The organism is Aeromonas jandaei, from assembly GCF_037890695.1.
Classification (GTDB): Bacteria; Pseudomonadota; Gammaproteobacteria; order Enterobacterales; family Aeromonadaceae; genus Aeromonas; species Aeromonas jandaei.
In genome coordinates this window covers 2,708,941-2,733,108 of sequence record NZ_CP149571.1, presented here as the reverse complement: position 1 = coordinate 2,733,108, position 24,168 = coordinate 2,708,941, and the positions used below count along the sequence as shown (strand labels likewise).

The following is a 24,168-nucleotide window of genomic DNA, read 5'->3' as shown; positions in this document are numbered from 1 at the left end:
TATGTTGAAGTTGTTGTTATCCCTGATGTTGACCGCCCTGCTGCTGGGGACCGCCTCGGCCCAGGAGATAGGCGCAGCCATGATTGCCTATGACGAGGGGAACGCTCCGCGCCTGGTCACCGCCAACCTGAGCGCTGGCTCGGTCACCCTGCTTGAGCGCGATAGCGGCAAGCGGCTAAAAGAGGTGCAGCTGGGGGGCGATCTACGCCAGCTTGCCCGCGCCGATGATGGCACCCTGCTGGTCACCGACTACAGCGGCGATCGCCTGCTGCTGCTGGATGATGATCTCGATCTAGAAAAGGCGATCCCCACCGGCCATAGACCCTACGGGGTCATCTTCGATGCCAAGCGGCAGTGGTTCTGGGTCACGCTGTTCGAATCCGCTCGCCTGCAGGCCTACGACACCGCGGGCAAGCTGCAACTGGATGCGGCCACTGCCGAGACACCCCGCGGGCTGGCATTGACCGACGATGATCGCCTGCTGCTAACCCACGCCATGACCGGCCAGCTCGCCATCTATGATCTCGCCAGGCTTGGCCACGGCGCCAAGGGCTCCTCGCTTCCCAAGCCAAAGCTCATCACCCTGGCTGAAACCCACAGCGTGCCTCCTAGTGGAAAAACGAGCGACTCCCAGGGCTTGCCGCGCCTGCTCGATGGCATCGCCCTCTCCCCCGATGGCAGCGAGGCCTGGTTGCCACATGTGCTGTGGAGCTTCGATCACCCCTTCCAGTTTCAGAGCACCGTCTTTCCGGCAGTCTCCATCATCGATCTCGATGAGGAGAAAGAGCGGGTCGATGAAAGAAAACAGCTCTTTTTGCAGATCAATCTGCCAAGCGTCGGCAACCGCAGCCAAATTGTCTCCAACCCGTTCGCTGCGCGCTTCGCCGCCGATGGCAAGCGGGTCTATCTGACCCTAGCGGGCTCGGAAGATCTGCTGGTGTTTGACCTGTCGCGCAGCGGCAAGCAGAACAGCAACCGCCACCGCCGCAAAAAGTTTCAGGGGGGCGCCAAGGCGACCCAGCTCTTGCGTCACCTGCCGGGCCAGAATCCGCGGGATCTGCTGATCGACGGTGACCATATTCTGGTGCACAACGCCATGGGGCAGGATCTCACCCGCCTCAATAGCGGCGGCAGCGGCCCGTTTGCCCGGGTCACGGTTGATGCGCCCCACTTCGCCAAGCTGGTGGAGATGGATCCCCGCCCCGAACCACTCAAGCGCGGCGAGCGGCTGTTCAACCTGGGCAACACTGCGGCTAATAGCCGCTTCCCCATGGCGGGGGACAACTGGATGAGCTGCAACTCCTGCCATCTGGACGGGTTCAACTTCACCAACCGCTATCTGATGGCGGCCCATCGCCAGCAGAGCAGCGACAACGCCATCAACGGCCACGCCAACCTTGCCAATATGGTGGCCGGGGACTTTATCGGCGAATACCTGCGCATGACCCAGCAGACCCAGGGCGGCATGGGCCATGACATCCGCGATGGGGCCGAGGCGGTTGATCCCGCGAGGCCCCAACCGGAAGTGAAGGCGATGATGGAGGAGTTGCACGCCTTCGTCACCGCCGATGACAACCTCCCCTATCTCGCCAACTGGCTGCGACTCGATGCTCCGCACACGGATCCCGCCAAGGCGCCAACCACTCATCCGAAGGCGTGGCTCAACTCCGCCTCCTGCCAGAACTGCCACAGCCAAGCGTTCAAAGACTGGAGCGAGAGCAACCACCGGCTGATGGGCAACTCCCACCCCTACTACAAGGTGGTGCAGGCATTGGCCCGCGAAACCGAAGGGGAAGCGTTCGGCCAGTGGTGTCAGGGCTGCCACATGCCCCAGCAGGTAATGAACGGTCAGCAGGATCTGCCCAAGGGCTCCCACATGTTCGAGCGGGGCGGTGCCTCGCTGATCGCGGCCCACAAGGCGGGCGAACCTGTGGTTGAAGAAGGGACCGGCTGCGTGCTCTGCCATCGCATCACCAAGGTAGAAGATGCGGGCGGCAACAGCGCCTTTACCGTGAATTTGAAAGACCGCGAGAGCTATGTGTTCGAGGATGCCGCGGGCGGCAGCCTCCAGCACTGGCTGGCTGAGCGACAGATCAACGCCCGTCCGGCGGCCCACAAAGCCTCCTATCAGAAGGATTTCTACCGCGATGCCGCCCTGTGCAAGTCGTGCCACAACGAGTTTGCCCCGGGCACCGGCGCCAATATCGTCAACACCTGGGACGAGTGGGAAAAATCCAGCTTCGCCAACGCCGAAGATCCTGCCAAGCGGCGCACCTGTATCGACTGCCACATGAACCCGGAGCCGGGTAATGGCGGCGCGCCGGTGGCGGGCCAGTCCACCGAAAACGGCACCATGAAAGCCCGGCTCTATCGCCACAACTTTACCGGCGCCCAGCACCAGCTGGTGGGGCTGCGCAATCCCGACCTTGAACAAGAGAGTCTGGCCCTGCTGCGCTCCAGCGCTACCCTTTCGGCCCGTATCGAACAGGCTGCCGATAGTCAGCAGCTGGTGGTGCGGGTCGCCAATACCGGCGCGGGCCATGCCCTGCCCACCGGGGTGGCCGATTTCCGTGAACTCTGGCTGGAGCTGACCGTCACCGACGCCAGTGGCAAGCTGGTGCTTGCCAGCGGCCAGCCGGTGGATGGTGCCGTCCCTGAGGATGCGCGACTGTTTCGCAAAGTATTCGGTGATGCCGAGGGCAAGCCGGTGGGGCTCAAGTTCTGGCGCTACGCCAAACTGCTGGAAGATACCCGCATTCCGGCCGATGGCTGGCGCGATGAAGTCTGGCCGCTGCCCGCAGAAGCCCAAGGGCCCTTCAAGGCCGATATCAAACTCAATTTCCGCACCTACCCCAAGTGGGTCAATGATGCGGTGCGCGCCGCCGAGCCGAGCTTGCCGGAGCCACCCATAGTGCAACTCAATCGGCTGCAACTGACCCTGCAGCCTCTCTCCATCACGCCCGCTACGGAGCCTCAATCCTGATGTTTGCAAGTTTTCTGATTACCCTGCGCGAGGGGCTGGAAGCCTTCCTGCTGGTCGGCATCTGCCTCTCCTACCTCGCCAAGCTGGGGGCAAGTCGCTACAACAAGTTCATCTATCTGGGGGTGGGGCTTGGCCTTATCGCCTCCCTTGTCGTTGCCTTCCTGTTCCAGGTGGTGGTGAGCCAGTTCGAGAGCGAGCGCTACAACCACCTGCTGATGGCGGGGATCCTCATCTTCGCCACCTTGGTGCTCACCTATATGGCGATCTGGATGCAAAAGCAGGCCAAATCCCAGGTGGGAGCCATGACGGCGCGCATCGATGCAGCCATCGATGGCGGCAACCTGTTTGGTCTGGTGCTGCTCGCCTTTCTGGCGGTGATGCGCGAAGGGTTTGAAACCGTGCTCTTCTTCTCCGCCCTGCTCTACTCCGGCCAAGGGGTGGATCTGCAATCCGGCCTGATGGGTGCACTGGCGGGGCTGCTGGTCTCCATCGCGCTGGTATGGGGGCTGCTGCGCTCCACTCGCAAGGTGGCGCTGGCTCCCTTCTTCCGCTGGACTGGGCTGCTGATCATCATCATCGCCGCAGGCTTGCTCTCGTCCGCCGTCAACATGTTGCAGGCGGCAGATATCATCACCTTCTGGACCACGCCGGTGTTCGACATCAGCCACATTCTCGACGATCAGGGGGTATTTGGTACCTTCTTGCGCGCTCTGTTTGGCTACAATGCCTCACCCGCTGGCTTGCAGCTGCTGACCTGGGCCCTCTATCTGGCGATCTTCGTTACCCTCTGGCAACGCAGCTACCGCCCGCAGGTGAGTGCAGCGACTGGGAAGGGCTGAGCACGCACTCTCTGTGGCAACAAGGCCACGGGGTAACAACACCATTCGGGAGCCGCGCCCTGGTGCGGTTCCCTTATCTATCAAGCAGTTTCGGAAAACGTCATGAGCGATAACAACAAGAAGCACATTGCCGTGCTGGGCGCCGGCCCTGCCGGTTTGATGGCCGCCTGGCGCCTGCGCCGCGCCGGTTTTGCAGTCACCCTGTTCGAGCAGGAGCCGGTGGTCGGCGGCATGTGCGCCACCCAGACCTTCAAGGGGTGCGATGGGGAGTATCGCTTTGACTACGGCGGCCACCGCTTTATCACCAAGAACCCCGAGCTGCTCGCCTTTATCGACGAGCTGATGGGGGACGACCTGCTCCACGCCGAGCGCAAGAGCGTGATCCGCTTTGGCGGGCGCACCTATGACTACCCATTGAACCTGCCCAACTTGCTCAAAACGGCGCCGCTCGCCCTGATGGCCGGTGCGGTGAAAGACTTGCTGCTGTTGCCCTTTGCCAAGAAGCCGGATGATTTTGCCAAGGCGAGCTTTGCCGAGTGGATCCAGAGCCACTTTGGCCGCACCCTCTACCGCCAGTTCTTCGAGGGTTACACCGGCAAACTGTGGGGCATCAACCCGGACAAGCTCTCCGCTGACTGGGCCGGCCAGCGTATCAGCCTCATCGATCTCAAAGACGTGGCGCGTCGCCTGCTGCCAAGACGCAACGGGAGTATCTCGGTGCGCACCTATGCCCGCAAATACCGCTACCCGAAATATGGCTTCGGCCAGATATTCACCACCCTGGGGGAGCGGCTGGTGGCAGAGGGCGTTGAGCTGAAAACCGGCGCCACCATCACACGCCTTGAGCAGGCCGATGGCCGCATCGAACGTGTTTATTGGAAACAAGATGACATTGAGCAGAGCGAGCGCTTTGATCTGGTGATCTCCACCCTGCCGCTGCCGCTCACCTGCCAGCATCTGGGCTTGCCGTGCGATCTGCACTACCGGTCGCTTCGCTTCGTCAATATGCCGCTCAAACAAGAGAACCTGTCGGACAACACCTGGCAGTACCTCTCCGACCCCCATATTCTGGCGACCCGCTTGCAGGAGCCGCGCCGCCGCAGCCCCTTTATGGCGCCCCAGGGCCAGACATCGGTGATGCTGGAGATCCCCTGCAATCCGGGGGATGCCACCTGGCAGGCACCGCTCTCTGATCTGCGCGGTCGGGTCACCGCTGATCTGGCGAGCCTCGGCGTTGATACCCAGAAGCTTGGCGATGAGACCTTCGAAGCCCGCAGCGAGTACGCCTATCCGCTGATGGATCTCGGCTATCAGGCCCGTCGCAACGAAGCGATCAAGGCGCTGATGCCCATGACCAACCTCATCATGACCGGCCGTCAGGGGACATTCCGCTATATCTTCACCGACACCGCCATGGAGATGGGGATGATGGCCGCCGACATGGTGATCGACGGGGTGGACAGACGCCACGCCATCTTTAACCATCGCAACGAAAATACCGTGATTGAAACCCAGAGCGTGGCCTGAGTGCCAACCTCTTGGCATTAAGTAAGGAGAACAGGATGACTATCCGCCCGGGTTTACTCGCCCTCACCCTGCTGCTGGCCCTGAGCGGGCAGGCGCAGGCTTACTCCTACGCCGCCGCCGGCAAGGAGCCGCTAATCGACGCCCGCGAGGCACTGCTGGGCGCCGCCACTGACGGCAAGGATGCCAGCGCCACCTTGAGCGAGATTGCCGAGGAGCTGACCTATCTGGAACAGCACCACAAGGTGGAGCTGCAAGCGCCACTGGCCGCCGCCATCAAGGCCAAAGACGCCGCGGCTACCGCGGCCCTGCTCAACCGCGCCTACAAGGCGGAGATCGAGCGCCGCCTCGAAGGGGCCAGCCAGAATCTTGGCGACTACCAGACCGCCAAGGTGCTGGTGGTCAAGAGCAAGCGCTTCCTCGACTTGATCCTCCCCTCCCTCAGTGAAGGGGATCGCAAGGCAGCCGAACAGGCGCTGGCCAGGGTGCTGGATGCCATCGGCAACCCGGGGGTATTCGGGGTGGGCGCCAAGCCCGCCGACGCCGTCTCCTTTGCCGCAGCGGAAAAAGCGCTGATGGCCGTGCTGGCACCGCTTTGATGGCCTCTCATCGATGATGACGGCCCCCCTCATCCCCAACCCTTCTCCCGCAAGGGGAGAAGGGGGGCGTCACCACGGCCGATTATGCTTCGCTAATCGACCCTACTTACTGCTCCTGTTACTGATCCTGCTGCAACTGGCCTGGCTTGGCTGGCTGCTGGCCTTCCCGGTGGCCCTCGATTCCGACGATGCCCTCAATTTCGCCCATGGGGTAACGCGCTTTAGCGTGCTGGAGTTCTCTCCCCACTTTCCGGGTTACCCCGCCTTTATCTGGCTGGCGCGGCTGACCAATCTGGCGGTGGACGATCCGGCCCGCGCGGTGCAGTGGGCAAGCCTGCTGGGCACAGCCCTGCTGGCACCGCTCGCCGCTATGCTGGCGGTGAGATTGTGGCAACGGCCAAGCCTGCTCGCCCCCGTCTGGCTGCTGGTGCTGGCCCTGCCGCTCACCCCGACGCTGGCGCTCTCCGGCCTTTCGGATGAACCCGCGCTCGCCGCCTGGCTCGGAGCGCTGCTGGCCTTGCAGCAGCGCAGATTCGCACTGGCGGGTCTGCTGCTCGGCCTGATGCTGGCGCTGCGCCCCTCCTATTTTGTGCTGGCGCTGCTGCCCCTGTGGCTCGGGCTGGCACAGCAGGGTAACCGCGTCAGGTTGGTGCTCCCCATCGCACTGGTTGGGCTTATCAGCCTGCTCTTTGTCTGGCAGGCCGATGGCTGGGCCTATTTCAGCGAGGGACGGCGCTTTACCGACGGTCACTTTACCCTGTGGGGCAACACGGCGGCGGCCCACGGCGATCGACTGCTGAGCTGGGCGCGTACCTTCAACGATCAGCTCACCCCGCTCTGGCCCCTGTTGATGGGGACTTTGCTGGTGCTACCACTTTGGCAACGCTCAAAAGGCCAAGCTGCAACCCTCCCCCCGCTCTGGACGCTCTACTGGCTCGCCCTGCTGCTCTGGATCCTGTTTGGCCAGAATCCCGACAATCCCCGCCATCTGGCCCCCATCACCCTGCTCGGTATTGTGCTGCTGGCAGGCTGGCTGCCGCGCCGTGGCGAGGGGCTGGTCGCGGTGGCCGGATTGCTGCTGCTCGGCGCGACCTTCACCCTGCCACGTCCGCCCGCCATGGTGCAGGCAGCAAGGGTGGCAGAAACAACGTGCCCGGCGCTGGTGACCCAGTGGGGGGTAAGATTGCTGCGGGAGACCACAGCACTGCCGGTAACCGATGGCTGGTACAAGGGGGATGCGGCGCTGGCGCTCTCTCAAGGTGCCTGCCGTTTGAGCCGCCGGGCCATTGAGCCTGCTGAAATGCAGGCTGGCAGCAGACTGATCTGGTTTGCCCCCCGATTTCAGGCCGAACCGGGCCTCTGGCTCGCCATACCGGATCCCCCGCAGGCACAAAACTGATAGACTGCCTTTTCGCCCTTTTTTTCATCCATCCCACAACTGGATACCCTATGCCCCAAACCGCTCCGACCCGGGCCTCCGCCCTCTCCCCCCGTTTTCTCTTTATCCTGCTGGGTGCGCTGGCGGGCCTGACCCCGCTCGCGGTTGATATGTATCTGCCGGCTATTCCGGCCATTGCCCGGGATCTGGCCACCAGCATCGACGGTGCCCAGCTCACTATCAGCGCCTTTTTGGGCGGCTTTGCCATCGGCCAGCTCTTTTACGGCCCGCTCGCCGACAGCTATGGCCGCAAGCCGGTGATCCTGGCGGGGCTGGTGATGTTTGCCATCGCCTCGGTCGGTTGTGCCATGGCGGACTCCCTGCCTGAATTGCTGGCCTATCGGATGCTGCAGGCGGCGGGCGGCGCTGCGGGGTCGGTAGTGGTCAATGCCCTGCTGCGCGATCTGTTTGAGAAGGATGCCTTTTCCCGCGCCATGTCGTTCGTCATTCTGGTGATGACGCTGGCTCCGCTGGTGGCACCTGTGGTGGGGGGTTACATCAGTGCCCATGCCAGCTGGCGGGTGATCTTCTGGCTGCTGGTGGGGATCAGCCTGCTGATCTGTCTGGTGATGCAGTGGAAAATCGAGGAGACCCTGAAACCCGAGCACCGTCAGCCGCTCAAGATCGGCCAGATCCTCAAGAACTACTGGGGTGTGCTCTCCCATCGCGGTGCCATGGGCTATGTGTTGTGCGGCTCCCTCTCAAGCTCCGGCATGTTCGCCTTCTTAAGCGGCTCACCCTACGTCTATATCGAGTATTTCAAGGTGCCGACCGAGCATTACGGCTGGCTGTTTGGCCTCAATATCCTGCTAATGATGGTGGTGACCTTCGCCAACAGCCGACTGGTGAAAGGGGTGGGCGCCGAGCGGATGCTGCAATACGGCCTGCTGGTACTGCCCTGCGCGGGCGCCCTGCTGGTCTACAACGCCTGGAGCCAGACTGGCGGCCTGTGGGGCATCGTCATTCCGGTGGTACTGTTTGTCGGTCATATCAGTCTGGTGGGCGCCAACGCTATGACCGGCCTGATGGGCCACTTCCCGCAAGCGGCGGGCACCGCCTCGGCACTGGCCGGCACCCTGCGCTTTGGCATCGGCGCGCTGGTCGGCATTCTGGTCAACCTCAACCCGCCCCACTCGCCACTGCCGATGGCCATTGCCATCGCCTGCTGCGGGGTCGGTTCAGCCCTCAGCTACTGGCTGCTCACCGGCCACAAGGCACACTGATCCCTCTGCTGGATATAAAAAAGAGCGCCCCCTCTCTTGCGACAGGGGGCGCTCTTTTTTGGGGGGAGAGATGCGGTATCAAGCGCCCCTCAATCCCCTCCGATATGCGTCACTTCTTGCCAAAACCGGACTGTTTCAGGGTATAACCCGCGCTGTTTTGCCAGGCATCCAGACCGCTTCGGTTGTTGCCTGCTACCAGGCTCGCGGCCAGACTCGGGCTGTTGAACAGCTGATCGGCAGTAAAGAGAAAGCCCCCTTCGCTGCGGGGCACCAGAATGCCCTTCTCCAGCAGCTCCAGTCGCAGCTCGATCACCGCCTCGCGCAGAGAGGCGGCATCCTCGCCATTGGCAGTGGAACCGGCCAGCACCATAAAGCCCGGATTTTGCCGCTTGCCCACCGGATAACCGTGAGCTTCGGCCCCCTTGCCGTTGAAGTGGTAGAGCTCACGCTCCCCGGGACGATTGTCGGAGAGCGCCTTTTGCAGGGTCATCAGCTCGTTGTAGATCTCGATGGGGACGACGGCCGCCTGCTTGTTCCCCTTGCTATCGATGATAAAACTGACTTGCTTGTGTAACATCCTTGCTCATCCTGTGACCCATGGAAGCCCCTATTCTAACCACCACAGGCGAGCCGGATCCAGCGAGGATCCACTGCTCTTTTGCCGACTTGATCACTAACTGGCACTCTTGAACAGTCGTAAGGCGTGTTGATCATTGTCGGCCGTGCTAGCGTACCAAGCATGATGAAAGCCATTGACCATCAAACGGTTATCCCATGCTGACCCTGCGCAACCTCTGCAAGAGCTTCGATAACGGCAGTGAACGACTGCCGCTGTTCCACCATCTCGATCTCGCCCTTCCCGCTGGCGAGATCACCCTGCTGCTGGGTCAAAGCGGCTGCGGCAAATCGACCCTGCTCAATCTGATCGCCGGGCTGATTGCACCGGACGAAGGGGAGATCTGGCTGGGGGAGACCCGGATCGACACCCGCTCCCCCGACGAGCGGGCGCGCCTGCGGGGCCGCCATTTCGGTATCGTCTATCAGGATTTCAACCTGCTGCCGACCCTGACGGTGGCCGAGAATCTGGCCCTGCCGCTGGCCATCAACGGGCTGCCACCGGATGAGGCCAGGATTGACCAGTTGCTGCAACGGCTCGATATGAGCCACAAGCGCCATGCCTGGCCGGAGCAGCTCTCCGGCGGTCAGCGTCAGCGGGTGGCGCTGGCCCGCGCCCTGATCCATCAGCCCCAGTGGCTGCTCGCCGACGAGCCCACCGGCAGCCTCGATGAGCACAATGCCGAACAGGTGATGGCGTTGATGGTGGCGGCGGTACGGGGCACAGGTGCAGGCTTGCTGCTGGTGAGCCACAACCCCGCCTATGCCGCGCTGGCAGACAGAGTGCTGCGCCTTGAAGGGGGCCAACTTATCGAGCTCAAGGGGCCCCGTCATGACTAAACAGCAACTGCGTCTGTCGGGGGCACGCTGATGCTGCCACTCAAAGCGCTGCTGCGCCTCTATCGCAGCCACCCTTGGTTGCTGCTGATGAGTCTGGCCGGGCTGGTTTTGGGGGTGTCACTGGTAGTGGCCATCGAGCTGCTCAATCACAGTGCCCGCACCAATTTTGTCGCCGCCCGCAGCCAGCTGGCAGGGGAAGCCAACTACCGGCTGGCCCCCGCTGGTGGGCTGGATGAACAGCTTTATGTACAACTGGTGACCAGCCAGCCCGCCCTCGATGCCATGCCCCAGCTCCATGGCTGGCTCAAGGATGAAGAGGGGCGCAGCCTTCAACTGCTTGGGATGGATCTCTTCAACCCCGGCCCCCTGCGCCAGCTGTTTGGCGCCCGCCCCACGAACCAACCCGAGTTCTCCTTAACCCGTGCCGACAACATCTGGCTGGCGGCCCCCGAAGCGGAGCGCCTTGGCTGGCAAGCGGGCCAGAGCCGCCGCTTTGTGCTGGGCGGCAGTGATGGCGCCAGCACCCGAACCCTGACCCTGACGCTGGCGGGCACGTTCGAACCGGGCGCCGTGCCCATGGAGCGGCTACTGATAACCGATATCGGCCTCGCCCAGCCCCTGCTGGATAAGGCGGGTCGGCTCGATCGCATCGTTTTCAAGCTAAGCGACGCCGAGGCTCGCACCCTGCAGGCCACCCTGCAAACCGATTACCCGAACCAGCCCCTGTGGCTTGAGCCCATCAGCCCGGCGCTCGATGCCAGCCAGCTTGGCGATGCGCTGGCCCTCAATCTGACGGCGCTGTCATTGCTCGCCATGGCGGTGGGATTGTTTCTGGTGTTCAACGCCCAGCGATTTGTCCAGAGCGTGCGCCGCCCCCAGCTGGCCCAGTTGATCATTCTGGGGATGGGGCCGAGCCGGGTGCTCCACTGGCTCATTTTGGAGCTACTTATTCTTGCCACCATCGGCACCCTGCTCGGGGTGCTGCTCGGCAGCCTGTTGGCGCTGGCGCTGATGGGGCAACTGACCCAGGCGCTGGCCGATCTCTATGGGCCCAACCCCATCGATCTGTTGCGCCTCTCCCCTGTCAGCCTGCTCAAGGCGCTGTTGATCGGGCTGCTCGGCACGCTGGCCGCCAACCTGCCCGGCTGGTGGCAACTGCTGCGCCAATCCCCCCTCGAACTGTGTGCCGGAAGCAGCCGCCCCCCCGTGCATCCGTGGCGACGGCGCGTGCTGGCCATCGCCATCTTGCTGCTGTGCGCTCTGTGCCTATGGTTGCCGCAAACGGGTCTGAGTGGCGCCCTGTTTATCGCCGGCGGCTGGCTGCTGGCCATGGCGCTCTGGCTGCCCGATGCCCTGCGCGGCCTGCTTGGCTGGTTGCGACGGCGCGCGGGCGGCCCGCTCACCGCCCGGCTCGGGGTGGCCGAGACCCTCTATCACCTCGATCGCACCGCCATCGCTGTGATGGCGTTGCAGCTGGCCATCGCGGCGGCCATCGGCATCGGGGTCATGGTGTCGAGTTTTCGCTCCAGCGTGGAGATCTGGCTCGGCCAGCGTCTGGCCGCCGATCTCTATGTCACCGCCCCCAAGGGGGTGGCGGGCAACAAGGGCACCTTGAGCGATACAACCCTTAAGGCCCTGCTCGCCAATCCGCTGGTGAGCGCTGCCTCGCGCCGCTCGGTGCATCCTGCCCGCTGGCAGGGGCAGCCCATCGAGTGGGCGCAGATGGACTTTATCCCCCAGCTTAAAGCGGCCTATCCGCTGCTGGCCGGACGCTGGCCGACCCGCCTCGACGAGGTGCTGGCGAGCGAACCGTTGACGGTGCGCCTCGGGGTCAAGGTAGGCCAGAGGTTGGCGATCAGTGGCGAGCAGGGGCCAAGGCAGTTCACCGTCACCGGTGTCTATCGGGACTACGGCAGCGACAAGGGGCAGATCCTGCATGCCTTCGAGGCGGGAGCAGTGCAATCCCTCGCACTCTTTAGCAACGACCCCGAGCAGCTGGCCGACCGCCTGCGCGAGCGCTTTGGCGAGCAGCTCAATCTGCTCTCCGCCCCCGCCATTCACAGCGCGGCGCTCAAGGTGTTTGACCAGACCTTTGTAGTGACCGAGCTATTGAAACTGCTGATCCTCGGCATCGCCTTTGTCGGCATTGGCTCGGCCTTTATGGTGCTGGGGCTGGCGCGCCGTGGTGAGCTGCAGACCTTGCAAAGTCTGGGCCTGAGCCCCCGCTACTGCCGCCAGCTGCTGGTGTGGCAAGGGGCGGGATTGGGGCTGCTTACCGCCCTGCTGGCCCTGCCGGTGGGGTATGGCCTCGCCTGGGTGCTGATCGAGGTGGTCAACCCGCGCGCCTTTGGCTGGCGCCTCGCCTTCGAGGCCGCCCCCCTTCATGCGGTCACCGCCCTCTTGCTGGCGCCGCTGTGCGGGGCACTGGCCTCCTGGTATGCAGCAAGGAGAGTGGTATGACATATCGGTTAGCGCACTGGCTCAGCCATGGCTTGAAGCTCCCATTGACCACTTCCCTCTCTCCGCCCCTTCTTCAGCGCAGAGAAGAGCACAGAGCAGCAATGAACCATCCCCTCTCCCTTCGGGAGAGGGCCAGGGTGAGGGGGATCTTCTCCTCCTTACGGCCCCTGTGGCTCGCCGCCCTCTTGCTCCCGCTGATTGCCATGAGCGGCAGCGCGCAGGCCAGCGATCTGGGCGCACTGCTCGGCGGCGGCAACGACAGCTTTAAAAAGGTGCTGCCGGGGCAAACCATCCAATTGCCGGAGGATCACGCCGCCCACCCCGATTACCGCACCGAGTGGTGGTATCTCACCGGCAACCTCAAGGATGAACAGGGGCGTGAATATGGCATGCAGTGGACCCTGTTTAGGCAGGGGATCGAGCAAGAACTCCGCACCGGCAACCCCTGGCTCACCCCCCAGCTCTGGCTGGCCCAGTTTGCCATCACGGATCTCGACCGTGGCAGCCACCAGCAAGATGAACGGGCCAGTCGGCAGGGACCGGGACTGGCGGGAGCCAGCGGCGGCCAATATTGGCTCAGAGAGTGGCGGCTTGCCTCGCAAGGGGCTGCGCTATTTCCCGCCACCCTCAAGGTGCAGAGCAAGATTGGCGAGCTGAACCTCACCGTCACTGCCGCCAAACCGCTGGTGCTGCAAGGCAAGGCCGGTTACAGCGAGAAGAGCCCGGGCAACGCCTCCTTTTACTACTCCTACCCTCGCCTGCATTTGAGCGGCACCCTGACTCGTGATGGCGAGACCCGCACCGTGACCGGCCAAGGGTGGTTTGATCACGAGTGGAGCAGCTCGGTATTGGCGGAGTGGCAATCGGGCTGGGACTGGTTTTCGCTGCAACTGGCCGATGGCCGCGAGCTGATGCTGTTTCGCCTACGCACCAAATCGGGACGCCGTGCTAATCCCGAAAACCAGCCTGAGAACCGTTACGGCATTTTGATTGAGCGGAATGGCAGCAGCCGGGTGCTCGCCCCCGACGCGATTCGCCTTACGCCAGGCAACACCTGGCGCGGCCCCAAGGGGCAGAATTACCCCGTAGAGTGGCAGCTAAGCGCCGCCGGGATGAACCTCACCATCAAAGCCCGTCAGCCCAATCAGGCCATGACCGGCCGCTTTGACTACTGGGAGGGTGCGGTAACGGTGGAGGGAGATGCCAAGGGGGTCGGCTATCTGGAGATGACCGGCTACTGAACACCTTGGGCAAACGTGGCCGGTCTGCTCGATGACCTAAAAACAAATCACCCTTATAACAGGGCATAACCGTGATATTGCCCAGCCATTTCTGTCACTTGGCGCCAGTCGTCGAGGATGTCTTATCTGTTTATTTATTGAACACCACTTACCCACTCAACCCGCTGCCAACTTGGCTCAAGCCTGATCCTCGCCAAAAAACCTTTCAAAATCCGAGCGATAACTAACTTTTCACTCACTTAAATTGGTCGCCGTTTGATATCTTACCCATGCGGCACCCGCAGCCCCAAAAGCAGCCGAGGTAAGCCGATGTTTGATCAACATCCAATCTGTTTAAAGCAGCACTCGGGGAGCTGTAACCCCGTGCGGTAGCTATCTCGTTTATCACTATCACATATGTCTAAGTAGCAAATTCAAGCTACACCACACCTGAGCCTTGCCATATAAGGAGCTCCAGTCATCTAGAAGTTCGGTTGAAAACAATAATAACCAGACCATGACTGACTTTTTACTGACTGTGCAAAATCGGCTTTTCACACACTAATTATTAATATTCATTTTTCAACTAAAATATTTTAATCACCGTTATAAATAAACGCCAACCAAGCATTGAATACAATTTACTTTTCATCACATTTATCTGGTTGCAGATTGAGGTATAAAATTGCTAATTAATAAAAATTGGAGCCTTCAAACTACATTTGAGATAGTAAATGAAAAATATTATCCAGGTGGTATGCAAAGCGGCCCTCAACGAAATAGATTGATAGAAACTTGGGGACAACTGGTTGGTAAATCAAGGGCATTGAGTGAGCTTGATTATTTAATCGTTGAATATGGCTCAATCAATAAAATGTCCAAGTCCGTACGGATGTCCTCAAGGACTATAAAAAATTTGAGATCCTTATTTGAGTTACTACCTGATGAGTTTGAAAATTCAATCCAATCTAAAATTCATAGATTTAGTGAAGGTAAGCATTGCGGATTAGAAGAAGACTTACGCAATGAATTTAAAGAGATAAAGGGCCAAAATCCAACCAAGTCAATTCAGAACATCGTCGATGAGTATATACTGGCATTTCTCAATAGTTCGGGTGGTAGTATTTTTTGGGGAATCCAAGATGATGGCGTAGTAAAATGTATAAAGTTAGACAATCGACTAAAAGATGAAATAAACAAAGCCATTAACCTTAAAATAAACACCATTGAACCATCAATTGACCCCACTAGAATAAATATAATTTTTCATGATGTTACCGGCGTAGATTGTGGTTATGTTCTTGAAGTGCGTATACCTAAATCAAACTTATCTGGCTTACATTTCAACTCATCTGGTAATACTTGGGTAAGGGTTAATGGATGTAAGCAAAAACTACAAGGTGTTGCATTACAAGATTATATTATTCAAAGATTACAGAATGACATTAAATAGACATATCAATGTTTTGAAAAATTTCTAATACCGGAGTATGTAAATGACTAGAGAAGATAAACGGATATTATTATTGGAATTTTTCAGAGAAAGAGAAGAAAATCATGAGTCTTTTTCAGTTACACAAGCGGCAGCTGCAACAGGTTACAATGCTAAAAGCATAATCAAATATATAAATGAAAAATTAAAGGGCCAGTTTATTTTCAAGTTTGACAGTAATAATTTCATTTCTAAAGGCCTGACCAAGATATCAAACAATGACTTTATTAGGCTTATGTCCCAAAGTACCTCTTCAAAAGAGATAACGCCACAGGAAAGAATGTACCAGCAACTAATCAAGAGGAGTTTAGATGCATTCATTCTTGCTTTAGAAGTTTATAATAGGCCTAGTCTGTGCAATCGAGTTGAAGCATTCACTATTTTAATGGTCAATGCATGGGAGCTTTTTTTAAAGGCTGAGATATTAGATATATTAGGTGAAGATAAAGTTTTTTACAAAAATGGAAAAAGCATATCAATATCCGACGCACTTCCTCTGAGAATTCAAAATAGTGACCCTGTAAAGAAAAACATCGAGACATTAATTTTATTACGAGACCAAGCAACTCACTTACTCATTCCAGAATTGCAACCTCAACTTTCAAGGTTATTTCAATCTAATGTATTAAATTATCAAGAAAGATATAAAAATCAAATGGGAAATTCCCCTCTTGCAGGACAAAGTGTTGGAATGCTTAGTTTGGTTATAGATGGCCCTATACCTGAAATAGGTATTATTAAAGAGAACTATGGGACATTAACAGCAACAGAGGTTGAAAAATTCATCAATGCCTTTGAAAGTACGAATAGAGAACTCAATTCAGACAAATTCTCTATCAACATAGAATACAAACTTGCCCTCGTCAAAAACCCAAATAAATCCGACCTAACATTAAGCTGTGGAGATCAAGGACAGAAAGCAATAATAATCACCCAAGCAAAAGATCTAAACGATACACACCCATACTTCACCGATGATGCAATATTGGCTATAAACACTAAACAGAAAACTAACAAAATAAATAGACATTCCTTTCAAGCAATTGTTTTTAAACATAAGATAAAACAAAACACGAACTCTGAAATGTACAACTTTACTGATCGAGCAAGATATTCAGAGAAATTCATAACATGGGTAGTAAAAAACATCACGGAGCATAAAAACTGGTTGCAGATAGCATTGGATGAATATAATAAAAATAGGAAAGGTAAAAATAAATAAGCGTATAAATTGAACCATGCTCTCCACTGCCAGTGATTAACTGGCAGTAGTCTTTTTTACTATTATACAGACGTCAAAAAACTGAATGGATAACTGATTACGTCCTCCCGCCCCCCAGCGATTGAATAAATGCCAGCGTACGGCGATTGAACTGCTCCGGCTGCTCCACATTGCAGACATGGCCGCACTGTTCAATGACCGCCAGCGAGGAGCTGGCATCGCGGGCCACCTGTTCGCGCACCGGTGCCAGAAACATATGATCCTCCTCCCCCATCACATAGAGGGTGGGAATGGGCAGGGAGCGTTCGCGAAAATAACGCATCAGCGGATTGACCTCGGTGGCGAGGCGGAACCAGCGTTTGAACTCTTTCTGGCAGAGCTTGCGGGCCTCGCGCACAAAGAGGTTGCGCGACTCCTGATGGTGCTGGCGCGGCATGATGATGAAGGCAAACAGCCGATAGAGCCACATATAGGGCAGGAAGTGCTGGCCGAGTCGGCCCAGTTGCACCAGCACCCGCGAGCGGATATCGAGCCGCAAAATGGCGCCCCCCAGTACCATGCTCTTGACCCGCTCCGGGCAGAGCTCGGCCAGATGACGAATAAGGATGGTGCCAAGGGAGATGCCGACAAAGTGGGCGCGGCGGATATTGAGATGATCGAGCAGCCGAACGATATCCTCGGTCACCGCCCGAAAGCTGTAGTGGCCCTGGATCACCTGCTGTAGCTTGTTGGACTGACCATGGCCGCGCAAGTCCAGCAACAGCACGTTGAAGTGCTCGCGATAGGCGCGCAGCTGCTTGAACCAGATGGAGGAGCTACCACCGGCGCCGTGGACAAACACCACCCAATCCCGCTCGGGACCCAGTTCGAAAGTCTTGTGATACAACATCAATAGGCTCCCTCGGTGATGGGGGGTATACTCGGCAGCGCATAGTAACAGATGCCTTCCCCTGATTGATATGCAACCGCACTGATCGGATCACCCACAGCGAGACCAGACCATGGAGTTAACCCCTTTACGCCACTTTCTGCTCTCGTTGCCGGGCAGTCAGGAAGATACCCCGTTTGGCCCGGAGATCCTGGTCTACCGCATCGCCGGCAAGATGTTTGCGCTGGTGGATTGGCAAGCTGACCCCCTCACCATCAACCTCAAATGCGAACCCGAGCTGGCGCTGTTGCTGCGCGAACTTCACCCCGAGGTGAAACCGGGCTGGCATATGAACAAGCAACACTGGAACACAGTGACCCTGAACAGCACCTTGCCCGATGATCTCTGGCAGGGCTGGGTGCACCACTCCTATGAGCGGGTCATTGCCGGTTTGCCGAAATCCAGACGGCCCATGGCCCCCGCACGCAATGCAGCTGATCAGGGTGCTTCGGCATGACGCCTCTCCTCTTTATCGCCCCCCTTGGCGAGCAGCATATTCCATCGCTGGTCACCCTGTTCGAGCAGGCAATCCGCCACACCGGCCCCCAGCACTACAGCCCGGAGCAGGTGGAGCAGTGGGCCCTCGGTTCACAACATCCTGGCTTTGTCAGCCAGCTGCGCGAGCATCATGGCTGGGTTGCCATGCTGGGTGACGCGCCTGCCGGTTTTGTCACCCTGAGCGCCGATGGCCACCTCAGCCTGCTCTACGTCGGTGCGGCCCATCAGCGGCAGGGGCTGGGCAATCTGCTGCTCACCACGGCGCTGGCAGGTGCCCGCGCCCTTGGCATCAGCGCCATCACAACCGAGGCCAGCGCCTTCAGTTATGAGCTATTTTTACGGCATGGCTTTACCTTGACCGGCGTGGAAAGCGTGGAGCGCGGCGGAGTCAGTTTTACCCGCCACCGCCTGCACTGCTGCTTGCCAAGCTAGATCAAGCCACTAAAATACGCTTAATTTTCGTATTGTTACTGTATTGAGGCAGCAACCATGGTGGTAGAGAGTGAAGGCTATATCTCGCTGATCGAGTATCTGGTGGAGAGTTTGGGACTGTTTGAGGCCCAGCAACAGAACGCGGGTGGCGAGCAGACCATCGAGGATCTCGTCAGTAGCCGGGTGGCCAGCAACCTGATGGCCATCTGCGAGCAGAACCCTCAGCTGGCACCCAAGGTGCGCTTTACCATCATGCAGGAGGCGGACGCCGTGGTCGCCGATCTGGAAGAGGTGCTCTCCGCCGTCTGGCTGCGCGCGCCGACCCCGGAGCAGAAAGCCTTCCTCATCGAGTTCATCGATCTTATCAAGAATCTCTTCGACAGCGCGATCGCCTGACCGATCGCCCCTCCCGAGCTAAAACAAGCAGATATGAAAAGGGCCGCCTTGATGGGCAGCCCTGCTTGCTATCATTTTCAACCCGCCAGTGCGTTCATTCATCAAGCGGTTATCAAGGCAAGAAATGTGTCTGGACTTCGCATCCGATCCCTGGACGCTACCTAGTTAGTCCCGACTGGTCGCAATAAGTTCCCTCCTCCGACCATTTATTTTCACTTTTTTACGGAATCGACTACAAACCTGTTCAGCGGTTCAGGCTGGGCGGCAAACAGACTCCAATGCCACCCAATCCGCAGTAGCCATCCGGGTTCTTCTCCAGATATTGCTGGTGATAATCCTCGGCGTAGTAGAAGGGTGCCAACGGCAGGATGCGGGTGGTGATGGCCCGGCTGTCACCGCTTGCCGCCATGGCCTGCTGGTAAGCCGCCAGACTCTGCTGGGCGATGACCTGCTGGCTCTCGTCACCATAGAAGATGACCGAGCGGTACTGGGTACCAATGTCCCCGCCCTGACGCATACCCTGCGCCGGATCGTGCTGCTCCCAGAACAATTTGAGCAGATCGCCATAGCTGATCACCGCCGGATCAAACACCACCTGCACCGTCTCGGCATGGCCGGTCAGGCCGCTGCACACCTCCTTGTAGGTGGGATTGGGGGTGACGCCGCCCTGATAACCTGCCGCGGTGGAGTAGACCCCGGGCTGCTGCCAGAACAGGCGCTCCACGCCCCAGAAGCAGCCCATGCCAAACCAGGCGATCGCCATGTTCTCGGGCCAGGGCCCCTGAGTCGGATGGCCGTTTACTGCATGCTGCTGGCCAATCACCATGGCCTCGCTGCGCCCCGGCAACGCCTCTGCCGGCGAAATAATCTGTTCCATCAAGCCACTCCTTGTAAAAACCGGTGCCAATGCACGATGACGAAAAGGAGCATCGAAGATAACAGTTTGTGGCACCGGATCAACCGGCGCCTCCCGCCCCCTTCCTCCTCTTCACTCCCCTGCGCCTCTCCTGCCACTTTGGCAAGTTACGTCCGGGCAAGGCATCCGGTTGGCCAACAAACCCAGCCAAATCAATATTTAGTCTTGATTTGTGAATTTATTTTCATATATTGAGCCAATCGCTGTTTTTTTATGGAAGAAATATCAAGTGCGTGAACGCGAACCCAGTCTGGTCAATGCCTTCCGGCAATCTACTCCCTATGTCAATGTCCATCGGGGCGCCACCTTTGTGCTGATGATGGGGGGGGAAGCCGTCTGCCACCCCAACTTTGCCAATATCGTCAGCGATATCGCCCTGCTGCAGACTCTGGGCATACGGCTGGTGCTGGTGTTTGGTTCACGTCCGCAAAACGATGAAGCGTTGGCCCGCGCCGGCATCGAGGCCCAGTACCACAAGCGGATCCGGGTCACCGATGACGAGAGCTTCGCCATCATCAAACAGGTGTGTGGCGGCCTGCAATATGACATCACTGCCCAGCTCTCCATGGGGCTCGCCAACACTCCGATGCAGGGTGCGCGGATCAGCGTGGTGAGCGGCAACTTCGTCACCGCCCAGCCGCTGGGGGTGGATGATGGCATCGACTTTTGCCACAGCGGCCGGGTGCGCCGCATCGATGTGGAGGGGATCACCCGCCAGCTCGATCAGAAGAGTCTGGTGCTCATCTCCCCCATCGGCTGCTCGGTCACCGGCGAGAGCTTTAACCTGAGCTCGGAAGAGGTGGCTCGCCGGGTGGCGGTCGATCTCAAGGCGGACAAGCTTATCTGCTTCAGCAGCACCCAGGGGGTGATGGACAGACACGGCGAAGCTATCTCCGAGCTCTTCCCCGAGCAGGCCGAAGAGCTGCTGGTGGAGCTGGAGCAGGCGGGAGAAGAGATGTCCGGCACCGCCCGTTATCTGCGCGCGGCGATTGCCTCCTGCCGCGGCGGGGTGCCCCGCTCCCATCTGGTGAGTTATCAGGATGATGGCGCCATGCTGCAGGAACTGTTCAGCCGCGACGGCCTCGGTACCCAGATTGTGCGGGAGAGCGCCGAGCAGGCCCGTGCCGCCACCATCGAGGACATCGGCGGCATTCTCGATCTCATTCGCCCGCTGGAGGAGGAAGGCATTCTGGTGCGCCGCTCCCGCGAGCAGCTGGAGATGGAGATCGACAAGTTCACCATCATCGAGCGCGATGGCCTCATCATCGGCTGCGCGGCCCTCTACTGCTTTATGGAAGAGGCGATGGCGGAGATGGCCTGCGTCGCCATCCATCCCGACTATCGCAACTCCAATCGGGGGGATCAGCTGGTGGCCAAGGTGGCCGAGCGGGCCAAGCGGCTCGGCATCCGCCGCCTGTTCGTGCTCACCACCCGCTCCATCCACTGGTTCCGGGAGCGGGGGTTCGAACCGCTGGAAGTGGAGGATCTGCCGGTTGAGCGCCAGCGCCTCTACAACTGGCAGCGTCGCTCCAAGGTTTTGTCAAAAACCATTGTGTAAGCCATTGATTCTGCGTTGAGTTAGCTGACATTTTGAACTTTTTTACAAACTCGATTGACAGTCCAATCCAACGCAAGGTATTTCTAAATGCACTCCACCGCCATGGTGGAGCCAGAAGAGGAGCGCTGCCCAGGCAGCCCGAGAGAGGACGCCAGAGTCCGGTGAACTTGGGTCAGGGGGAGCAGCGCCGAGACATCTGAGGAGACTGGAAACCTCAGTGTCGGCTGCGGGGGCTGAATCCCCCGGGTTGTCATCGGTAGTGGTCATCCCCCACCGCGCCCTGTCAGGGGCGGGTACGGGATGGGCTCTGCGGGTGGAGTGCTTCTGGCCGGGATCGCTTCGCACATTCCTGCCATTTTCAGCCTCCTCCTCTCTTTTTTGCCCGATGGATCCGGATTTTTAAATTAAGACAGGAGTAAGCAATGAGCCCGATCAATGTCGCCAAGTTTGGCGGAACCAGTGTCGCCAACGCCGCGGCCATGAACAACTGCGCCGATATCGTGCTGGCCAATCCCGCTACCCGCATCGTGGTGCTGAGCGCCAGCGCCGGCGTCACCAATCTGCTGGTGGCACTGGCTCAGGGCGAGCTGGACGACGCAGGCCGCGAAGCCCAACTGGCCAAGCTGGCCGACATTCAGCAGGCCATTCTGGCCGACCTTGGTCACCCCGCCGAGGTGACGGCCCTGATCCACGATCAGCTCAGCGAAATCCGCACCATGGCGCAGCAGGCCAGCCAGCAGACCGATGCCGAACTGGCTGATCGCCTCATCGCCTGCGGCGAACTGATGTCGACCCGCCTCTTTACCGAGTTGCTGCGCCAGCGCGGCGTCAATGCCCACTGGCAGGATGTACGCCAGCTGATGCGCACCGACAGCCGCTTTGGCAAGGCCACCGTCGACCTGAACGCGACTCGCGATCTCTGCCAGCAGACGCTGGGCCCGGTGCTCGGCGACACCCTCGTCATCACCCAGGGCTTTATCGGTGCCGATGGCGATGGTCGCACCACCACGCTTGGCCGTGGCGGCTCCGACTACAGCGCGGCCCTGCTCGCCGAGGCGCTCGATGCCACCAGTATCGAGATCTGGACCGATGTACCAGGCATCTACACCACGGATCCGCGCCTCGTCACCCGGGCCCGCCCCATTCCCGAAATCAGCTTTGTCGAGGCGGCAGAGATGGCCACCTTCGGCGCCAAGGTGCTCCACCCGGCCACATTGCAACCGGCGGTGCGCCAGAACATTCCGGTCTTTGTCGGCTCAAGCAGGGAGCCGCAGGCAGGGGGAACCTGGATCCGCTCCACCACGGACACCAGCCCGCTGTTTCGCGCCGTGGCCCTGCGTCGCCAGCAGGTGTTGGTCACCCTGCACAGCCTCAACATGTTCCATGCCTATGGCTTTCTGGCCGAGGTGTTCGGCATTCTGGCCCGTCATCGCATCTCGGTAGACCTCATCACCACCTCGGAGGTGAGCGTGTCGCTCACCCTGGATCACACCGGCAGCCAGAGCAATGGCGAACCTGTGCTCAGCGACAAGGTGCTGGCTGAACTCAGCCAGCTCTGCAAAGTCGAGGTGGAGAACGAGCTGGCTCTGGTGGCGCTCATCGGCAACCGGATGAGCGAGGTCAACGGGGTGGGTAGCCGGGTATTCGATGCCCTGCGCGATCACAACATCCGGATGATCTGCTATGGCGCCAGCGCTCACAACCTCTGCTTCCTGGTCAAAGAGGGCGAAGCGGGCCAGATCGTCAACCGCCTCCATCAGGAGCTGCTGGACTAACCCTCACAGCGGACAAATACGACCATGTAAAAGGGCACCCGCAAGGTGCCCTTTTCATTTCTGTTTCGCTGAGGCGTTGGCTCAGGCGCAGGTAGTCACCGGCAACTGGCACGCCATCACCTCGCGGCGCTGGCGTTGCAATCTGGCCAGCAGCTCGCTCTGGCCGAGCCCCACCTCCTCGCTGGAGAGATTGTCGACCAGCTGTTCGTAGTGGTCGGTCACCGCCTGCTCCAGCCAGTCGAGACGACGCAGGGTGAGCGGGCTGCAGCTTCGGCCACTGAGATCGTCGGCCACATCGAGCCGGTGGCTGCGATACATATCCCGCCACCAGTTGGCGGCGAGCGCCTCGTCGCTTGCCAGCGCGGCACTCCACTCCCCTTGCAGGCTCTGCAACCGGGCCAGCACGGGTGCGCTGGCGCCTTCCCGTATCAGGTGGTGGATCTCCCGTTTCACCCATTTCAGACAGAGCTCGCGCCAGTAGCGGAACTGCGGCAAGGGATCGGCCTCATCGAGCCAGAGCCCGGAGAGGGTGCGGGTCTCCAGCCGCTCCGGCACATGAAATTGCGGGTCGACCAGCCCGTTGGAGTTGTACTCGAAACGGGGATCAAAGGGCCACATGTAACCAAAATCGAACACGCTGATATGTTCGCCATCATCGAGCAGGTTGCCCGGGCTCGGATCCCAGTCGAACCAGCCCCAGCGGGCCAGCTCCCCCTGCACCTCCAGCATCTGCGCCAGATTGCGCTCGTTGAGCTGATGCACCGGCACGCCCCGCAGCCAGGGCGAGACCAGAATGCCAGCCCGGGCCGAACCAAAGCTGGTACAGACCACGTGGGAGAGCACGGTGGGATGCAACTCGCGCAGCGCTTCGATTTCGCGCCGCCGCTCCAGTTCGGTGAGGAAAGCGGTCTTGCCATCGAGGTTGGCGACCAGCGAATCGTTGCGGCGCCGCTTGAGGCACCAGTGATGGCCATCGATCTTGAGATGAAACACCTCGGCGGTAAGACCGTGACGATAGACCTTGATCACCGACGGATGGGAATCCTTGAGTTTGACCAGCTGCGCCACGGGAAGCGGACAGTCACGTTCGCGCCCGACCCGGATCTCCTCCTTGCTCTCGAGCATACGCAGCAATCTGGCTTGCCGTGCCATCACCTTGGGATTCATACATGTACCTCCTGTCGCTACTGAGAGACTAAACAGCACCTCT

20 protein-coding genes and 1 riboswitch are annotated in these 24,168 nt (G+C 59.3%); of the genes, 16 read left to right on the top strand and 4 right to left on the bottom strand.

Annotation, left to right across the window (positions count from 1 at the left end; genetic code table 11):
- Nucleotide 1 precedes the first annotated feature (1 nt).
- The 6 genes from WE862_RS12985 (at nucleotide 2) to WE862_RS12960 (ending at nucleotide 8,606) form a co-directional block, all read left to right on the top strand.
- Nucleotides 2–2,983: a YncE family protein gene (locus WE862_RS12985; protein ID WP_042029903.1), complete on the top strand. Its 2,982-nt coding sequence runs from the start codon at nucleotides 2–4 to the stop codon at nucleotides 2,981–2,983.
- Nucleotides 2,983–3,822, top strand: coding sequence for an FTR1 family iron permease (locus WE862_RS12980; RefSeq protein WP_042029904.1), 840 nt, complete (start codon nucleotides 2,983–2,985; stop codon nucleotides 3,820–3,822). Before WE862_RS12985 ends, WE862_RS12980 begins: the two co-directional genes overlap by 1 nt.
- A 102-nt stretch (nucleotides 3,823–3,924) precedes the next feature.
- The gene (locus WE862_RS12975) at nucleotides 3,925–5,349 is read left to right on the top strand and encodes an FAD-dependent oxidoreductase (RefSeq protein ID WP_042029907.1); all 1,425 of its coding nucleotides are present in this window, start codon (nucleotides 3,925–3,927) and stop codon (nucleotides 5,347–5,349) included.
- Nucleotides 5,350–5,384: 35 nt separating this feature from the next.
- Entirely contained in the window at nucleotides 5,385–5,945 is a 561-nt protein-coding gene (locus WE862_RS12970; protein WP_042029909.1) for a hypothetical protein, read from the top strand.
- Nucleotides 5,946–5,958: 13 nt separating this feature from the next.
- The gene (locus WE862_RS12965) at nucleotides 5,959–7,344 is read left to right on the top strand and encodes a hypothetical protein (RefSeq protein ID WP_339058629.1); all 1,386 of its coding nucleotides are present in this window, start codon (nucleotides 5,959–5,961) and stop codon (nucleotides 7,342–7,344) included.
- A gap of 50 nt (nucleotides 7,345–7,394) precedes the next feature.
- A complete protein-coding gene (locus WE862_RS12960) occupies nucleotides 7,395–8,606 on the top strand; it encodes a Bcr/CflA family multidrug efflux MFS transporter (protein WP_042029911.1) in 1,212 nt (403 codons plus the stop codon).
- A gap of 109 nt (nucleotides 8,607–8,715) precedes the next feature.
- On the opposite strand, the gene WE862_RS12955 is transcribed toward WE862_RS12960, so the two are convergent.
- Nucleotides 8,716–9,183 carry a DUF4357 domain-containing protein gene (locus WE862_RS12955; protein WP_033115146.1) on the bottom strand — a complete coding sequence of 156 codons (468 nt, stop codon included), beginning with the start codon at nucleotides 9,181–9,183 and terminating at the stop codon, nucleotides 8,716–8,718.
- Between the two features lie 197 nt (nucleotides 9,184–9,380).
- Between WE862_RS12955 and WE862_RS12950 the strand changes: the two genes are divergently transcribed.
- The 5 genes from WE862_RS12950 to WE862_RS12930 all read left to right on the top strand — a co-directional run bounded on the left by WE862_RS12950 (nucleotide 9,381) and on the right by WE862_RS12930 (nucleotide 16,455).
- Nucleotides 9,381–10,061 (top strand): ABC transporter ATP-binding protein, encoded by a 681-nt coding sequence (locus WE862_RS12950; RefSeq protein WP_042029913.1) that lies wholly within the window; start codon nucleotides 9,381–9,383, stop codon nucleotides 10,059–10,061.
- Between the two features lie 30 nt (nucleotides 10,062–10,091).
- On the top strand, nucleotides 10,092–12,521 hold the full coding sequence (locus tag WE862_RS12945) for an ABC transporter permease (protein WP_042029914.1): 2,430 nt from the start codon (nucleotides 10,092–10,094) through the stop codon (nucleotides 12,519–12,521).
- 185 nt (nucleotides 12,522–12,706) lie between these two features.
- On the top strand, nucleotides 12,707–13,762 hold the full coding sequence (locus WE862_RS12940) for a lipocalin-like domain-containing protein (protein WP_198493554.1): 1,056 nt from the start codon (nucleotides 12,707–12,709) through the stop codon (nucleotides 13,760–13,762).
- 664 nt (nucleotides 13,763–14,426) lie between these two features.
- Nucleotides 14,427–15,194 (top strand): ATP-binding protein, encoded by a 768-nt coding sequence (locus WE862_RS12935; protein WP_082035414.1) that lies wholly within the window; start codon nucleotides 14,427–14,429, stop codon nucleotides 15,192–15,194.
- 43 nt (nucleotides 15,195–15,237) lie between these two features.
- Nucleotides 15,238–16,455 (top strand): DUF3644 domain-containing protein, encoded by a 1,218-nt coding sequence (locus tag WE862_RS12930; protein ID WP_042029915.1) that lies wholly within the window; start codon nucleotides 15,238–15,240, stop codon nucleotides 16,453–16,455.
- 97 nt (nucleotides 16,456–16,552) lie between these two features.
- On the opposite strand, the gene WE862_RS12925 is transcribed toward WE862_RS12930, so the two are convergent.
- On the bottom strand, nucleotides 16,553–17,344 hold the full coding sequence (locus WE862_RS12925) for an alpha/beta fold hydrolase (RefSeq protein ID WP_042029916.1): 792 nt from the start codon (nucleotides 17,342–17,344) through the stop codon (nucleotides 16,553–16,555).
- A 112-nt stretch (nucleotides 17,345–17,456) separates the two neighbouring features.
- On the opposite strand from WE862_RS12925, the gene WE862_RS12920 reads away from it, so the two are divergent.
- Genes WE862_RS12920 through WE862_RS12910 form a run of 3 tightly spaced genes read left to right on the top strand, consistent with a single transcriptional unit; the run spans nucleotide 17,457 to nucleotide 18,709 of the window.
- Nucleotides 17,457–17,840 (top strand): MmcQ/YjbR family DNA-binding protein, encoded by a 384-nt coding sequence (locus WE862_RS12920; RefSeq protein ID WP_042029917.1) that lies wholly within the window; start codon nucleotides 17,457–17,459, stop codon nucleotides 17,838–17,840.
- Entirely contained in the window at nucleotides 17,837–18,313 is a 477-nt protein-coding gene (locus tag WE862_RS12915; RefSeq protein ID WP_042029918.1) for a GNAT family N-acetyltransferase, read from the top strand. Before WE862_RS12920 ends, WE862_RS12915 begins: the two co-directional genes overlap by 4 nt.
- Nucleotides 18,314–18,370: 57 nt before the next feature.
- Nucleotides 18,371–18,709, top strand: coding sequence for a DUF3802 family protein (locus WE862_RS12910; RefSeq protein WP_042029919.1), 339 nt, complete (start codon nucleotides 18,371–18,373; stop codon nucleotides 18,707–18,709).
- Nucleotides 18,710–18,953: 244 nt separating this feature from the next.
- Here the strand turns inward: WE862_RS12910 and msrA are convergent, their stop codons facing one another.
- Nucleotides 18,954–19,586 carry a peptide-methionine (S)-S-oxide reductase MsrA gene (gene msrA, locus WE862_RS12905; protein WP_041209411.1) on the bottom strand — a complete coding sequence of 211 codons (633 nt, stop codon included), beginning with the start codon at nucleotides 19,584–19,586 and terminating at the stop codon, nucleotides 18,954–18,956.
- Between the two features lie 268 nt (nucleotides 19,587–19,854).
- Between msrA and argA the strand changes: the two genes are divergently transcribed.
- Together argA and lysC are read left to right on the top strand one after the other, a co-directional pair.
- Entirely contained in the window at nucleotides 19,855–21,183 is a 1,329-nt protein-coding gene (argA, locus tag WE862_RS12900) for an amino-acid N-acetyltransferase (protein WP_033115951.1), read from the top strand.
- Nucleotides 21,184–21,290: 107 nt separating this feature from the next.
- A riboswitch (Lysine riboswitch) is annotated at nucleotides 21,291–21,515 on the top strand.
- A gap of 90 nt (nucleotides 21,516–21,605) precedes the next feature.
- The gene (gene lysC / locus WE862_RS12895; RefSeq protein ID WP_042029920.1) at nucleotides 21,606–22,958 is read left to right on the top strand and encodes a lysine-sensitive aspartokinase 3; all 1,353 of its coding nucleotides are present in this window, start codon (nucleotides 21,606–21,608) and stop codon (nucleotides 22,956–22,958) included.
- Nucleotides 22,959–23,039: 81 nt separating this feature from the next.
- Here the strand turns inward: lysC and WE862_RS12890 are convergent, their stop codons facing one another.
- Nucleotides 23,040–24,125: a hypothetical protein gene (locus WE862_RS12890; protein WP_042029921.1), complete on the bottom strand. Its 1,086-nt coding sequence runs from the start codon at nucleotides 24,123–24,125 to the stop codon at nucleotides 23,040–23,042.
- Nucleotides 24,126–24,168 lie beyond the last annotated feature (43 nt).

What these genes read in the sequence shown, in the direction of transcription:
- WE862_RS12985 (WP_042029903.1), top strand. Translation starts at nt 2, where the DNA reads ATGTTGAAGTTGTTGTTATCCCTGATGTTGACCGCCCTGCTGCTGGGG.
- WE862_RS12980 (WP_042029904.1), top strand. Translation starts at nt 2,983, where the DNA reads ATGTTTGCAAGTTTTCTGATTACCCTGCGCGAGGGGCTGGAAGCCTTC.
- WE862_RS12975 (WP_042029907.1), top strand. Translation starts at nt 3,925, where the DNA reads ATGAGCGATAACAACAAGAAGCACATTGCCGTGCTGGGCGCCGGCCCT.
- WE862_RS12970 (WP_042029909.1), top strand. Translation starts at nt 5,385, where the DNA reads ATGACTATCCGCCCGGGTTTACTCGCCCTCACCCTGCTGCTGGCCCTG.
- WE862_RS12965 (WP_339058629.1), top strand. Translation starts at nt 5,959, where the DNA reads ATGATGACGGCCCCCCTCATCCCCAACCCTTCTCCCGCAAGGGGAGAA.
- WE862_RS12960 (WP_042029911.1), top strand. Translation starts at nt 7,395, where the DNA reads ATGCCCCAAACCGCTCCGACCCGGGCCTCCGCCCTCTCCCCCCGTTTT.
- WE862_RS12955 (WP_033115146.1), bottom strand. Translation starts at nt 9,183, where the DNA reads ATGTTACACAAGCAAGTCAGTTTTATCATCGATAGCAAGGGGAACAAG.
- WE862_RS12950 (WP_042029913.1), top strand. Translation starts at nt 9,381, where the DNA reads ATGCTGACCCTGCGCAACCTCTGCAAGAGCTTCGATAACGGCAGTGAA.
- WE862_RS12945 (WP_042029914.1), top strand. Translation starts at nt 10,092, where the DNA reads ATGCTGCCACTCAAAGCGCTGCTGCGCCTCTATCGCAGCCACCCTTGG.
- WE862_RS12930 (WP_042029915.1), top strand. Translation starts at nt 15,238, where the DNA reads ATGACTAGAGAAGATAAACGGATATTATTATTGGAATTTTTCAGAGAA.
- WE862_RS12925 (WP_042029916.1), bottom strand. Translation starts at nt 17,344, where the DNA reads ATGTTGTATCACAAGACTTTCGAACTGGGTCCCGAGCGGGATTGGGTG.
- WE862_RS12920 (WP_042029917.1), top strand. Translation starts at nt 17,457, where the DNA reads ATGGAGTTAACCCCTTTACGCCACTTTCTGCTCTCGTTGCCGGGCAGT.
- WE862_RS12915 (WP_042029918.1), top strand. Translation starts at nt 17,837, where the DNA reads ATGACGCCTCTCCTCTTTATCGCCCCCCTTGGCGAGCAGCATATTCCA.
- WE862_RS12910 (WP_042029919.1), top strand. Translation starts at nt 18,371, where the DNA reads ATGGTGGTAGAGAGTGAAGGCTATATCTCGCTGATCGAGTATCTGGTG.
- msrA (WP_041209411.1), bottom strand. Translation starts at nt 19,586, where the DNA reads ATGGAACAGATTATTTCGCCGGCAGAGGCGTTGCCGGGGCGCAGCGAG.
- lysC (WP_042029920.1), top strand. Translation starts at nt 21,606, where the DNA reads ATGAGCCCGATCAATGTCGCCAAGTTTGGCGGAACCAGTGTCGCCAAC.
- WE862_RS12890 (WP_042029921.1), bottom strand. Translation starts at nt 24,125, where the DNA reads ATGAATCCCAAGGTGATGGCACGGCAAGCCAGATTGCTGCGTATGCTC.